Here is a 14284-nt window from a genome sequence, read left to right on the forward strand (position 1 = left end):
ACCGGAAGGCGCGGCAGCACGCGTGCCTTCGGCGGGGCATCACACCGCGATCAGTTCCCGCACGCCGTCCTGTTCCATCGTCGCGCCCGCGCCCTTGGCCACCACTTCGCCCCGGCTCATCACCACGTAGTGATCGGCCAGATGGCGCGCGAATTCGTAGTACTGCTCCACCAGCAGCACGGTCATGCCGAATTCGTCCACCAGCAGGCGCAGCGCGCGGCCGATGTCCTGGATGATCGACGGCTGGATGCCCTCGGTCGGCTCGTCAAGAATCAGCAGCTGGGGCTCGCTCATCAGCGCGCGGCCGATGGCCAGCTGTTGCTGCTGCCCGCCCGACAGGTCGCCGCCCCGGCGCTGGCGCATCGTGCGCAGCACGGGAAACAGCTCGTAGATGCGGTCGGGTATGCCGGCCGGCTTGCCCCGGCTGGCGGCGCCGATCAGCAGGTTTTCCTCGACGCTCAGGCGCGGAAAGATCTCCCGGCCCTGCGGCACGTAGGCCAGCCCGGCCGACACGCGATCATAGGGCGCCTTCTTCTCCAGCGCCTTGCCGTCCCAGCTGACGCTGCCGCTGCGGGTGGGCACCACGCCCATCAGGCATTTGAGCAGCGTGCTCTTGCCCACGCCGTTGCGGCCCAGCAGCGTCGTCAGCTTGCCGTGCGGCACCTCGAACGACACATCGCGCAGGATGTGGCTGCCGCCGTAAAACTGGTTCAGTGCATTGACCTGCAGCATGGTTATCTTCCCAGGTAGGATTCGATCACGCGCTCGTCGCGCTTGACGGCGTCGAGGGTGCCCTCGGCCAGCAGACTGCCTTCGGCCAGCACCGTCACCCGGCCAGCGTCGCCCGCCAGCGCGGCCACGAACTCCATGTCGTGCTCCACGACCATCATCGAGCAACTGCCGCGCAGACTGTTGAGCAGCGCCGCCAGTTGCATGGTTTCCTCGTCGGTCATGCCGGCCACGGGTTCATCGAGCAGCAGCAGCTGCGGCTGCTGCATCAGCAGCATGCCGATCTCCAGCCGCTGCTTCTGGCCGTGCGACAGCAGGCCGGCGGGCCGGTAGGCCTCGTCCTCCAGGCCCGTCAGCGCCAGGGTTTCCTCGATCCGGCGGTGTCCTTCGCCGGTCAGCCGCGCCCGCAGCGACGACCACCAGCGCTTGTCGGCCTTCATCGCCAGTTCCAGGTTCTCCCATACGGCGTGCTGCTCGAACACGGTGGGCTTCTGGAACTTGCGGCCGATGCCGGTCTGGGCAATCTTCGGCTCGGTCATCCGCATCAGGTCGATGGTCTGGCCCAGGAACACGCGTCCCGTGACGTTCGCGTTGCGCGGGCCGGTCTTGCCGGTGATGACGTCCATCATGGTCGTCTTGCCGGCGCCGTTCGGGCCGATCACGCAGCGCAGCTCGCCATGGTCGATCGACAGCGACAGCTTGTTCAGCGCGCGGAAGCCGTCGAACTGCACGGTCAGGTCCTCGATATAGAGGATGGGCCCGTGCGTGGTGTCGATGACACCGGGTTCGACGATGCGGCCCAGGCCGGTGGCGTCTCCGCTCTCTGCCTGTTGCAGTCCCAGCGCGGCGTTCATGCGTTGCTCCCTTGTTGCGGCGCCACCGCCGCTTCATCGGTGGCCGCCTCGATCTTTTCCGCGGCGGTGCGCTGGCCCCGCAGGCGCCGCACCAGCCCCACCACGCCATCGGGCAGGTACAGCGTCACCAGCACGAACATCGCGCCGAGCAGGAACAGCCAGTACTCGGCAAAGTAGGCCGTGAACATGGTCTTGGCGCCGTTCACCAGGAACGCGCCGACGATGGGCCCGATCAGCGTGCCGCGGCCACCGACGGCGACCCACACGGCCATCTCGATCGAGTTCGCCGGCGACATCTCGCCCGGGTTGATGATGCCCACCTGCGGCACGTACAGCGCGCCCGCAATGCCGCACAGCACGGCCGAAAACGTCCAGACGAACAGCTTGTAGCCCAGCGGGTTGTAGCCCGAGAACATCACGCGCGTTTCGGCGTCGCGCACGGCGGTCACCACGCGGCCCAGCTTCGACGTGACGATGTAGCGGCACGCTATGAAGCCGGCCACCAGCGCCAGGAAGGTCAGCACGAACAGGGCGGCGCGGGTCTGCGGCGCTGCCACCGCGAAGCCGGCGATGCGCTTGAAGTCCGTGAAGCCGTTGTTGCCGCCGAATCCCGTCTCGTTGCGGAAGAACAGCAGCATCGCGGCATAGGTCATGGCCTGCGTGATGATCGACAGGTACACGCCCTTGATGCGCGACCGGAACGCGAAGAAACCGAACAGCCACGCCAGCACGCCGGGCACCAGCACCACCAGCAGCAGCGCATACGGCAGGTGCTCGGTGCCGTGCCAGAACCACGGCAGCTCCTTCCAGTCCAGAAACACCATGAAGTCGGGCAGGTCGCTCTTGTAGACCCCCTCGCGGCCGATCGAGCGCATCAGGTACATGCCCATCGCATAGCCGCCCAGCGCGAAGAACAGGCCGTGGCCCAGGCTCAGGATGCCGCAGTAGCCCCACACCAGGTCCAGCGCGATGGCCGCCAGCGCAAAGCACATGATCTTGCCGAACAGCGTCAGCGCGTAGGCCGACAGGTGCAGCGGATGGGTCTCCGGCAGCACCAGCGCGCAGATGGGCACGCCGATGGCCACGACCACGGTCAGCAGCACCAGCAGCGTCCATACGCGGCCCGAGAACAGCGGCTGGCGCTCCGGCACCGACAGCTTGAACGCCTTGCGGGATGAAGAGGAAAAGCTGCTCATGTCAGGCCTCCGCGCTGCGCCCCTTGAGCGCGAAAAGTCCCTGCGGCCGCTTCTGGATAAACAGCACGATCAGCACGAGGACGAAAATCTTGGCCAGCACCGCGCCGTAGAACGGCTCGATGAACTTGTTGATGATGCCGAGGCCGAATGCCCCGACGATGGTGCCGGCCAGCTGCCCCACCCCGCCCAGCACCACGACCATGAACGAATCGATGATGTACGCCTGCCCCAGGTCGGGGCCCACATTGCCGATCTGCGACAGCGCGCAGCCGCCCAGCCCGGCAATGCCGGCGCCGAAGGCAAACGCGTAGCTGTCCACCTTCCACGTGCGCACGCCCACGCAGGCTGCCATGGTGCGGTTCTGCGTCGTGGCGCGCACGAACAGGCCCAGACGGGTACGGTTCAGCACGGCCCACGCCACGGCCACCACGGCCAGCGCGAACAGGATGATGACCACGCGGTTGTACGGGATCACGAGCCCGGCCATCGCATCGAAGCCGCCGCTCATCCACACCGGATTGGCCACCTCCACGTTCTGCGCGCCGAAGATCGTGCGCACGGCCTGCATTAGCAGCAGGCTGATACCGAACGTGGCCAGCAGCGTTTCCAGCGGACGGCCGTACAGATGCCGCAGCACGATCCGCTCCAGTGCGAAGCCGACCACGCCAGCCGCCAGGAACGAGGCCGGCAGCGCCGCCACCAGGTACCAGTCGAACGCATTCGGCGCATAGGCGCGGAACAGCGTCTGCACCACGTACGTGGCATAGGCGCCGATCATCAGGAATTCGCCGTGCGCCATGTTGATGACGCCGATCAGGCCATACGTGATGGCCAGGCCCAGCGCCGCCAGCAGCAGCACGCTGCCCAGGCTCAGGCCGGCGAACAGGTTGCCCAGCAGTTCGGCGCGGCGCTGTTCGCTGCGCATCTGGTCGATGGCCTGCTGGGCGGCCACGCGCACGCCCTCGTCGGCTTCCTTGTACTTGCCGGCATCGTCCTTTTCCATCAGCGGCATCAGCTTCTGGCGCGACTGCGGGTTGCTGTCGCTGCCCAGGATGCGGATGGCATCGAGCCGTGCATCGCGCGGGGCCTCGGTGCCCTGGGCCAGTACGGTATTGGCCCAGATCACGTCCAGGCGGGCACGCAGCCCGGCATCGGCCTCGGCCTTGCGGGCGGCCTCGACCGCCTCGCGCGACGCGTTCCCGGGCTGGTCGAGCAGCGTGTTGATGGCCTGCGTGCGTACCGCGATGTCCGGCGACTGCAGCAGCAGGCTGCTGGCGGCGCTGTCGACGATGGTGCGCAGGCTGTTGTTCAGCGTCAGCGATTCCAACGCATCGCTCTTCACGGCGACGGGCTTGCCGCTGATGGCATCGAGATACTTGTCACCATCCTGGCGCACCATGCCGACCGATGGCGCGTACTGCAGCGCATCGTCCTGCAGTGCCTTCAGGATCGGGCCGGCCTGTTCGGCCGGCGCCTGCGTGACTTTGGCAAGCGCGGCGGTCTTGGCGTCGAAGTCGTCCTCGGCCAGCGGCTTCAGGTCGGCCTGCGTGAGCGGCGTGGCGGCCCAGAGCGGGGCAGCGGCCAGCAGCAACGCAGCGAGCATGGCGCGCAGCCACGAGCGGAGATTGGGTCGGTGCATTCAGGAGCCTGGTTCGCGCGATGGATCGCGTCTAGTATTGTTCTTGTCCTTGCTCCCCTCTCCCGCCTGCGGGAGAGGGGCCGGGGGTGAGGGCACGGCAGGTCAAGTCGCCGCACTCGCATCTTGAGAGGTTTTACCCTCACCCCCACCCCTCTCCCACTGCATGGGAGAGGGGAGCGCATAACAACGGTCGGCAGCGCTTAGTTCCCGCCGACCTTGTCGGCCTTGCCTTCGTTACCCGCGATGAACGGGCTCCACGGCTGCGCACGGATCGGCTTCGGCGTTTTCCAGACCACGTTGAACTGGCCGTCGCCCTTCACTTCGCCGATCATCACGGGCTTGTACAGGTGATGGTTGTCGCCCATGGTCAGCGTGAAGCCGTCCGGCGCCTTGAAGGTCTGGCCGTACATGGCGGCGCGCACCTTGTCCACGTCGGTGGTGCCGGCCTTCTTCACGGCCTGGGCCCACATGTGGATACCGACGTAGGTGGCTTCCATCGGGTCGTTGGTCACGCGCTTGTCGCCGCCAGGCAGGTTGTTGGCCTTGACCCATGCCGCCCACTGTTTCTTGAACGCGTCGTTCTCGCCGTTCTTGACCGACATGAAGTAGTTCCAGGCGGCCAGGTGGCCCACCAGCGGCTTGGTGTCGATGCCGCGCAGTTCTTCCTCGCCCACCGAGAAGGCCACCACCGGCACGTCCTTGGCCTTCAGGCCGGCGTTGCCCAGTTCCTTGTAGAACGGCACGTTGGAGTCGCCGTTGATCGTCGAGATCACGGCCGTCTTGCCGCCCTGCGAGAACTTCTTGATGTTGGCGACGATGGTCTGGTAGTCGCTATGCCCAAACGGGGTGTAGACCTCTTCGATGTCCTTGTCGGCCACGCCCTTGCTCTTCAGGAACGCGCGCAGGATCTTGTTGGTGGTGCGCGGATACACGTAGTCGGTGCCCAGCAGGAAGAAGCGCTTGGCACCGCCGCCCTCCTTGCTCATCAGGTATTCCACGGCCGGGATGGCCTGCTGGTTCGGCGCGGCCCCCGTGTAGAACACGTTCTTGGACATTTCCTCGCCTTCGTACTGCACCGGGTAGAACAGCAGCGCGTTGGTCTCTTCATAGACCGGCAGCACCGACTTGCGCGACACCGACGTCCAGCAGCCGAACGTCACGGCTACCTTGTCCTTGGTGATCAGCTGACGGGCCTTCTCGGCGAACAGCGGCCAGTTGGAAGCGGGGTCGACCACCACGGGCTCGAGCTTGCGGCCCAGCACGCCGCCGCTCTTGTTGATCTCGTCGATCGTCATCAGCGCCACGTCCTTGAGCGAAGTCTCGGAGATGGCCATGGTGCCCGACAGCGAATGCAGGATGCCGACCTTGATCGGTTCTTTCGTCTGCGCCATCAGCGGGCTGGTACCGATCATCGCCGCGGCGGCTACCGCCGACAGCTTCAGCATGTCACGTCGTTTCATTGCAGCTCCCATTCTGTCCAATTTGTCGTATGTGGTCAGGGACTACGCACCCCGGGTAACGCTTCTGCAACTTGCGTGCCAAGCGCGGCAACGACCGCAAACCGTTGCCAGGCAACGGCGGCGAGACAAATCGGATGGGATGGATCGGGGCCGCACCAGTAAGGTGCCGGGCTGGCGAAGGGGCAGGAACGGACGCATGCACCGGCGACGTGCATCGGCCCGATGCGGTGCATGGCGGGAAGGGATCGGTGCGCGGCGCACCAGCGGCAAGATTTTGGGCGGAGAGGCCGCTCGGCCCCACCCTCCCGCCGCGGCCTGAAGCGGCCTGAAGCGGCCTGAAGCGGCCGGGGAAAAATGCAATAAAAAACGGGGCCGCAGGGGCCCCGTTTCTTCAGATACCGGTGACGACGGTCACTTGCTCATCCACGGCATCATGTTGGCGTTCATGTTGTGCATGATCCAGAGCGAGCCGGCCAGCACGATGAACAGGATCAGGACGGTGAACAGCAGTGCCATCACGTTCCACTTCTGGCCATCCGAGCCGTCCAGGTGCAGGAAGTACTTCAGGTGCACGATGATCTGCACCACGGCCATGCCCAGGATGATCCAGAGCGTGGTGGCGCGGTCGATGGAGCCGTCCATCACGATCTTGAACGGGATCACGGTCAGGATCACCGCCAGCACGAAGCCGATCACATACGACTTGACGCTGCTGTGGCCATGCGACGCGCCGTGGGCGGCGCTTGCGTGTTGCTGTGCCATTACATTGCTCCCATCAGGTAGACCACGGTGAACACACCGATCCAGACCACGTCCAGGAAGTGCCAGAACAGGCTGAGGCAGTTCAGGCGCTTGGCCACGGCCGGGGTCAGGCCCTTCTTCGACAGCTGGTACATCAGCACGAGCATCCACAGCATGCCGCTTGCCACGTGCAGGCCGTGGGTGCCCACGAGCGTGAAGAACGACGACAGGAAGGCGCTGCGGCTCGGGCCGGCACCTTCATGGATCAGGTGCGCGAACTCGTTGATTTCCATCGCCATGAAGCCTGCGCCCAGCAGGAACGTCACGGCCAGCCAGAACATCACGCGGCCGCGCTGCTGGTTCTGCATCGACACCATGGCAAAGCCGTAGGTGATCGACGAGAACAGCAGGATTGCCGTTTCCACGAGCACGTAGTTGAGCTCGAACAGCTCCTTGCCCGACGGGCCACCCGCCACTTCGCCGCGCAGGACGGCGAACGCGGCGAACAGGCACGCGAACAGGATGCAGTCGCTCATCAGGTACAGCCAGAAACCGAAGATGGTGTTCTCGCTGGTGTCGTGATGGGCGTGGTCGTGCGACTCGTCGTGCGAGTGCGCATGCGCGGGGGCTTGCGCCCCAAAGCGGTCAAGAACTTCTGTCGACATCGTTATCAGCCCTGTGCAGCCACACGCTGCTGGTAGCGGGTTTCGATCTGCTCGACCTCGGCGGCCGGCACGTAGTAATCGATGTGGTCATCGTTGGCGCGACGGATGAACGCCACCACCATGCCGACCAGGCCAACGGCGGCAAGCCACCAGATGTGCCAGATCAGCGCGAAGCCCAGCGCCAGGCTCCAGGCACCCATGTAGAAGCCGGCAGCCGTGTTCTTCGGCATGTGGATCTGCTCGAAGCCGCTGGTCGGCAGCTTCTCGCCACGGGCCTTCATGTCGGCGAACGCGTCCAGGTCACGCACCACCGGGGTGTGCGCGAAGTTGTAGAACGGCGGCGGCGACGACGTGGCCCATTCCAGCGTACGGCCACCCCACGGGTCGCCCGTCACGTCGGCCAGCTTCTTGCGGTCGCGGATCGACACGACGATCTGCAGCACCTGGAAGAAGATGCCCAGCGCCACGAACACCACGCCCACCACGGCCAGATGCAGCCACGGCGTCCATTCCGGGTTGTTCGTGTGGTTCAGACGACGGGTCATGCCCATCAGGCCCAGCACGTACAGCGGCATGAAGGCAAAGTAGAAACCGACGATCCAGCACCAGAAGGCGCACTTGCCCAGACGCTCGTTCAGCTTGAAGCCGAACGCCTTCGGCCACCAGTAGGTGATGCCGGCCAGGTAGCCGAACAGCACGCCGCCGATGATCACGTTGTGGAAGTGGGCAATCAGGAACAGGCTGTTATGCAGCACGAAGTCGGCTGCCGGCACGGCCATCAGCACGCCGGTCATGCCGCCGATCACGAACGTGATCATGAAGCCCAGCGTCCACAGCACCGGCGACGTGAACTGCACGCGGCCACGGTACATCGTGAACAGCCAGTTGAAGATCTTCACGCCCGTCGGGATCGAGATGATCATCGTCGTGATGCCGAAGAACGCGTTCACGTTGGCGCCGGAGCCCATCGTGAAGAAGTGGTGCAGCCACACGATGAACGACAGCACCATGATCGCGCTCGTTGCATACACCATCGACTTGTAGCCGAACAGCTTCTTGCCCGAGAACGTGGCGATGATTTCCGAGAAGATACCGAATGCCGGCAGCACTAGGATGTAGACCTCGGGGTGGCCCCAGATCCAGATCAGGTTCACGTACATCATGGCGTTGCCGCCACCGTCGTTCGTGAAGAAGTGCATGTCGAAGTAGCGGTCCAGACCCAGCAGGGCCAGCGACACCGTCAGCACCGGGAAGGCGGCCACGATCAGCACGTTGGTGCAGAAGACCGTCCACGTGAACACCGGCATGCGCATCAGGGTCATGCCCGGGGCGCGCATCTTCAGGATCGTCACCAGGAAGTTCACGCCGGTCAGCAGCGTGCCCAACCCTGAAATCTGCAAGGACCAGAGGTAGTAGTCCACCCCCACGCCCGGGCTGTAGTCCAGGCCCGACAGCGGCGGATAGGCCAGCCAGCCCGTACGCGCGAATTCGCCAACCCCCAGCGAGATGTTGACCAGCAGCGCGCCGGCCACGAACAGCCAGAAGCTCAGCGTATTCAGGAACGGGAACGCCACGTCGCGCGCGCCGATCTGCAGCGGCACCACGAGGTTCATCAGGCCCGTCATCAGCGGCATGGCCACGAAGAAGATCATGATCACGCCGTGGGCCGTGAACACCTGGTCATAGTGCTCGGGCGGCAGGAAGCCGGTGGCGCCGTTGGTGGCAACCGCCAGCTGGGTACGCATCATGATGGCGTCGGCAAAGCCGCGCAGCAGCATGATCAGCGCCACCAGCGAGTACATCACGCCGATGCGCTTGTGGTCGACCGAAGTGATCCATTCGACCCACAGGTAATTCCACTTCCTGAAATACGTGATCGCGCCGAGCAGCCCCAGCCCGCCAAGGGCCACGCAGCTCAGCGTGATCATGATGATCGGCTCATGAAACGGAATCGCCGACAAACTCAATTTGCCAAACATCATTGCTCCTAGATTTGCGCGCCCACGGCCGGCTTGGCCGGCGTGGTCATGGATACACGCTCTTCGCCAAGCGTGTTACGCGACGTGCAGACCGGACCGCCATCGAAACCTTCGCGGGCCATGGCACGGCCGTCGTGCCCCATGTATTGATGCAGGATGCCGGTAAACAGGCCGTCTTCGATCTTGCCGAAGTACGTCACCGGATCTGCTTCGCTCGGCTTGGCCAGGACCTTGTAGTCCTCGGCGCCGAGCTGCTTGCTGGACGCGCGCACCTGTTCCACCCACTTGTCGAAGTCGAAGTTCGACATCGCGATGGTCTTGAACTTCATGCCCGAGAAGCCGCCGCCGCTGTAGTTGGCGGACATGCCGTCGTACGTGCCGGCTTCATTGGCGATGAGGTGCAGCTTGGTCTCCATCCCGGCCATGGCGTACACCTGGCTGCCCAGCTGGGGGATGAAGAACGAATTCATGATCGAATCCGACGTGATCTTGAAGTTCACCGGCGTGTTTACCGGCAGCGCCAGCTGGTTGACCGTCGCGATCTTCAGTTCCGGATAGATGAACAGCCATTTCCAGTTCATCGCCACGGCTTCGACCTGCACCGGCTTGACGTTCGACTCCAGCGGCTTGTAGGGGTCGAGATCGTGCGACGACTTCCAGGTGATGATGCCCAGCGCGATGATGATCAGGCAGGGAATCAGCCAGACCACGACTTCGATCTTGGTCGAATGCGACCAGTCGGGATCGTAGGTGGCCGACGTGTTGCTGGCGCGATACTTCCACGCGAACACGATCGTCAGGATGATCACCGGCACCACGACCAGCAGCATCAGCCAGGTGGCGATCAGGATGATGCCCTTGATGTCGACGCCGACTTGCCCCTTCGGGTTCATCAGCGCGTAGTCGCAGCCGGCCAGCAGGAGCAGGCCAAGGCAAGGCAGGTACCGCATCAGGCGCGGCATTGTTGATGTGTTCATGTCACGACGGTCTGGTTGCGCCACGCCTGTGCACAAGCGAGGCACTGCCGCCTGCTGCACGAGGCAACGGGCTGGCTGGGCTGGGAAAAACCGGGGACGTGTCCAAAGCTGGCGCAAGCGTTGATGGGGCGAGCAAGCACCGGCGGACCATGCGGCCGGGCAACGCCATGAGCGCGGCTGGACAGCAACTGACGACTGCGTGCGCGAAACGCCGGGGGCGGAAGCGTGCGCTGAGGTAACCGACTGCCTGAACTGCGATCGTTCCCGGTTCGGAGCAGCCACCGGGACAAGCGTTGTGTCACGATGCTCACGCGATTTCCGCCTGCTTTTGACCACCCGCCAGCGCAGCGAGCACGGTCTCCGAGCGGATATCGCATTACTTAAAACATCGTTGGCCGCGAATGTACCGCAACGCAACATTGCGGGTAAACCCAAACACAACGGAAACACTGTTCTTTTAACCGGACAATGTTTTTGATGTCGCGCAAAGGAAACAGATCACGTCGTGAACGTATTTGTCATGCGATTCTTCTGGACAAAAGAAAGGGGCCGCGTTCTAGCGGCCCCTCTGCCCTACCCACCTGCCACGCGCTACGCGTAGCGTCGGCTGATCGATTCCGCCACGCAGACGGGGCGATCGCTCCCTTCTCGTTCGATGGTGACTTCCCAGGTCGACTGGGCACCGAGCAGGCCGTTCGGCAACGGATCGAGCCGCTCGACCTTGAGCAGCTTCACGCGCGCGCGCAGCTTGCTGCCGACCGGCACCGGCGAGGTGAATCGCACCCGGTTCAGCCCGTAGTTGACGCCCATCTTGACGCCTTCCATATGGATGGCGTTCTGCATGAACTGCGGCAGCAGCGACAACGTCAGGAAACCATGCGCCACCGGGGCGCCGAACGGCGACTCCCGCTTGGCGCGCTCGACGTCGACGTGGATCCACTGATGATCGCCGGTCGCCTCGGCAAACAGGTTCACCTGCTGCTGCGTGATTTCGGACCAGTCGCTGACGGCCACTTCCTGGCCCTGGAGGGACTCCAGCTCTTCCAGCGATGCAATGGTGCGCATATGACTTGTCTCCTATTGTCTTGTCGTCTTGTCGTCTTGTCGTCTTGTTGCCCGGCTGCCCGGCTTCCTGCCGCGCCCGCACCGGCCTCAGGCCGGACGGCGCTTGTACATACCCATGCCCTTGACCGTACACACCACCTCGCCCTTCTGGTTGGTGCCCACCCACTGCGTCATCACCACCCCGCGGTCGGGCTTCGTGCTGGACGGACGCTTCTCCAGGATCTTCAGCACGGCGGTCAGCGTGTCGCCGGCATAGACCGGCTTGATCCAGCGTACCTCGTCCACGCCGGGTGACCCCATGCTGGTGGAGCGGTCGCCCATCGACTGTACCAGCAGCCGCATCATGATGCCGCAGGTCATCCAGCCGCTGGAAATCAGGCCACCGTAGATGCTGCTTTCCGCCGCGGCCTTGTCGATGTGGAACGGCTGGGGATCGTATTGGCGCGCAAACGTGAGGATTTCCTCCTCGGTAACGTGGTAGCTGCCAAGCGGGATCTCGCTGCCGACGACATAGTCTTCGAAGTACATCTTGTTGGACATCGTGGGCTCCAAAGCAAAAAACCGCGCTCGGGGTCGCCGGCGCGGTTCAGGTCAAACACTACGGTCAGGCGGCTTCCTGGAAGCCCGGCTGGCTTGCGAAGCGGCCCAGGTGATGGTCCACGTCGCCAAACGTCGTGTTGATCATGGTCAGCCGCTTGAACATGTGCGCGGCCGGCAATTCGTCGGTCACGCCCATGCCGCCGTGGATCTGCACGGCTTCCTGACCGACCGAGCGCGCCGCCTGGCCCACCCGTGCCTTGGCGGCCGACACGTAGCGGCGGCGTTCTTCCGGCGACGCTTCCTCGAAGCGGGCGGCAGCCAGCAGCGTGATCGAACGCGACTGCTCGGCATGGATGAACATTTCCACCATGCGGTGCTGCAGCGCCTGGAAGCGCGCGATCGGCACGCCGAACTGCTGGCGCGTCTTGGCGTATTCGAGCGTGGCGGCGTTCAGTGTGTCCATCACACCGACGGCCTCGGCGCACAGCAGCACGGCGGCGTAGTCGGCCGTCGCCTCCAGCACGTCAAAGCCCTTGCCTTCGGCACCAAGCAGCGTGGCCGGCGCATCGGCAAACGTCACGTCGGCCGCGCGCAGGTTGTCGATGGTGCGGTAGTCCTTGACGCTGACGCCGGCCCCGTTCGTATCGACCAGGAACAGCGAGATGCCGTCACGATCGGACTGGGCGCCGCCGGTACGGGCCGACACCACCAGCTTGTCAGCCTGCGCACCGTGGATCGCCACCACCTTGCGACCGTTGAGCTTGCCGCCCTTGGCCGTCACCGTCACGTTGTTCAGTTCGTAGCGCGCCTGCGGCTCGTTGAACGCCGTGGCCAGCTTCACCTCGCCGCCGGCCACCTGCTCCAGCACCGCTTCCTGGCCGCCGGCCAGCTTCAGTGCGTGCGCAGCCACCACGGTGGCGAAGTACGGCTCCACGACCAGGCCACGGCCCAGTTGCTCCTGCACCACCATCATGTCGACGGCCGTACCCGAGAAACCGCCCTGCGCTTCCGGCACCGGCAGCGCGGTCAGGCCCAGTTCCACCAGGGCGCCCCAGGCCTGCTCGCCGTAGCCTGCCTCGGTCTTGATGTTCTTCTTGCGCGATTCGAAGTCGTAGCTCTTTTCGACAAAACGGCGAATCGCGTCGGCCAGTTGCTTCTGTTCGTCGCTGAGATTGAAGTTCATGTCGCGTGTCTCCTCACAGCCCCAGAATCATCTGGCTGATGATGTTCTTTTGAATTTCATTGGAACCACCGTAGATCGACGTCTTGCGGTAGTTGAAGTAGTAGGCGGCCAGCGGCGCGGCATCGTCGTAGCCGGTCACGGCATGATCGTGCTCGCATTCGAGGTAGGCGGTGTCGAACGGCTGGGCGTACGGACCCACGGCCTCCACCATCAGCTCGGTCAGCATCTGCTGGATCTCGGTGCCCTTGATCTTGAGCATCGAGGCTTCCGGGCCGGGGCCCTTGCCGGCGGCTTCGCTCGACACCACGCGGAGCACCGTGATTTCCAGCGCCATCAGCTCGATTTCCAGCGCGGCCACCTTGGCTCCGAACACCGGATCGGCCAGCAGCGGCTTGCCGTTCTTCTGCTGCTGACGCGCCACGCGCTTCAGGAACCCCAGTTCGCGCTTGGAATTGCCCACGCGGGCAATGCCGGTGCGCTCGTGGCCCAGCAGGTACTTGGCGTAGGTCCAGCCGCGGTTCTCCTCGCCCACGCGGTTTTCGACCGGCACCTTCACGTTGTCGAAGAAGACTTCGTTCACCTCGTGCTCTTCGTCGAGCATGATGATCGGGCGCACGGTGATACCGGGCGTCTTCATGTCGATCAGCAGGAACGAGATGCCTTCCTGTTTCTTGGCTTCCGGGTCGGTGCGCACCAGGCAGAAGATCATGTCGGCGTGCTGGCCCAGCGTGGTCCAGGTCTTCTGGCCGTTCACGATGTAGTGCTTGCCGTCCGGCGTCAGTTCGGCGCGCGTCTTCAGCGAGGCGAGGTCGGAACCGGAGCCGGGCTCCGAATAGCCCTGGCACCACCAGTCGGTGCAGTCGAGGATACGCGGCAGGTAGTACGACTTCTGCTCGGCATTGCCGTACTTCATGATCACGGGCGCAACCATCGCCACACCGAACGGCAGTACGCCGGGTGCGCCGACGCGGGCATTTTCCTCGTCCCAGATATGGCGTTGCGTGGCGTTCCAGCCGGTACCGCCGAATTCCACCGGCCAGTGCGGCACCGACCAGCCCTTGCCGGCCAGGATCTTGTGCCAGCGCACCAGATCGTCGCGGTTGGGGCGGCGGTGGTTGAGCACCTTTTCGCTGATTTCCGCCGGCAGGTTGGCTTCGAGCCAGCTGCGCACTTCCTGACGGAAGGCGTTGTCCGCCGCCGAGTAGTTGAGATCCATGCCCGTCTCCATAGGTGGTGCCGGCGGGCGCCGGCCGATT

Annotated in this window: 13 protein-coding genes; all 13 read right to left on the reverse strand. The window is 64.4% G+C overall.

Annotation, left to right across the window (positions count from 1 at the left end):
* Positions 1 to 39: 39 nt before the first annotated feature.
* The 13 genes from urtE to AC24R4_RS12065 all read right to left on the reverse strand — a co-directional run bounded on the left by urtE (position 40) and on the right by AC24R4_RS12065 (position 14244).
* Positions 40 to 732, reverse strand: a complete 693-nt coding sequence (gene urtE / locus AC24R4_RS12005; protein ID WP_400391183.1) for an urea ABC transporter ATP-binding subunit UrtE — start codon at positions 730 to 732, stop codon at positions 40 to 42.
* Between the two features lie 2 nt (positions 733 to 734).
* A complete protein-coding gene (urtD, locus tag AC24R4_RS12010; protein WP_092594643.1) occupies positions 735 to 1583 on the reverse strand; it encodes an urea ABC transporter ATP-binding protein UrtD in 849 nt (282 codons plus the stop codon).
* Positions 1580 to 2779 carry an urea ABC transporter permease subunit UrtC gene (gene urtC, locus AC24R4_RS12015; protein WP_400391180.1) on the reverse strand — a complete coding sequence of 400 codons (1200 nt, stop codon included), beginning with the start codon at positions 2777 to 2779 and terminating at the stop codon, positions 1580 to 1582. Before urtC ends, urtD begins: the two co-directional genes overlap by 4 nt.
* Before the next feature lies 1 nt (position 2780).
* On the reverse strand, positions 2781 to 4418 hold the full coding sequence (urtB, locus tag AC24R4_RS12020) for an urea ABC transporter permease subunit UrtB (protein WP_400391177.1): 1638 nt from the start codon (positions 4416 to 4418) through the stop codon (positions 2781 to 2783).
* Between the two features lie 200 nt (positions 4419 to 4618).
* A complete protein-coding gene (gene urtA / locus AC24R4_RS12025) occupies positions 4619 to 5878 on the reverse strand; it encodes an urea ABC transporter substrate-binding protein (RefSeq protein WP_400391175.1) in 1260 nt (419 codons plus the stop codon).
* A 411-nt stretch (positions 5879 to 6289) separates the two neighbouring features.
* Positions 6290 to 6640, reverse strand: a complete 351-nt coding sequence (cyoD, locus tag AC24R4_RS12030; protein ID WP_092594651.1) for a cytochrome o ubiquinol oxidase subunit IV — start codon at positions 6638 to 6640, stop codon at positions 6290 to 6292.
* The gene (gene cyoC / locus AC24R4_RS12035; protein WP_092594653.1) at positions 6640 to 7284 is read right to left on the reverse strand and encodes a cytochrome o ubiquinol oxidase subunit III; all 645 of its coding nucleotides are present in this window, start codon (positions 7282 to 7284) and stop codon (positions 6640 to 6642) included. The genes cyoD and cyoC overlap by 1 nt, the downstream gene beginning before the upstream one ends.
* A gap of 5 nt (positions 7285 to 7289) precedes the next feature.
* A complete protein-coding gene (gene cyoB / locus AC24R4_RS12040; protein WP_400391170.1) occupies positions 7290 to 9263 on the reverse strand; it encodes a cytochrome o ubiquinol oxidase subunit I in 1974 nt (657 codons plus the stop codon).
* Between the two features lie 8 nt (positions 9264 to 9271).
* Positions 9272 to 10240: a ubiquinol oxidase subunit II gene (cyoA, locus tag AC24R4_RS12045; RefSeq protein ID WP_029050831.1), complete on the reverse strand. Its 969-nt coding sequence runs from the start codon at positions 10238 to 10240 to the stop codon at positions 9272 to 9274.
* A 591-nt stretch (positions 10241 to 10831) separates the two neighbouring features.
* Complete coding sequence (locus AC24R4_RS12050; protein ID WP_400391167.1) at positions 10832 to 11305, reverse strand: MaoC family dehydratase; 474 nt, start codon at positions 11303 to 11305, stop codon at positions 10832 to 10834.
* An 87-nt stretch (positions 11306 to 11392) separates the two neighbouring features.
* Positions 11393 to 11845, reverse strand: a complete 453-nt coding sequence (locus tag AC24R4_RS12055; protein ID WP_153947597.1) for a MaoC family dehydratase — start codon at positions 11843 to 11845, stop codon at positions 11393 to 11395.
* 64 nt (positions 11846 to 11909) lie between these two features.
* Complete coding sequence (locus AC24R4_RS12060; protein ID WP_400391163.1) at positions 11910 to 13028, reverse strand: acyl-CoA dehydrogenase family protein; 1119 nt, start codon at positions 13026 to 13028, stop codon at positions 11910 to 11912.
* Between the two features lie 13 nt (positions 13029 to 13041).
* Entirely contained in the window at positions 13042 to 14244 is a 1203-nt protein-coding gene (locus tag AC24R4_RS12065) for an acyl-CoA dehydrogenase family protein (RefSeq protein WP_153947595.1), read from the reverse strand.
* Between the last annotated feature and the right edge of the window lie 40 nt (positions 14245 to 14284).

The organism is Cupriavidus sp. CER-90 (assembly GCF_057652055.1).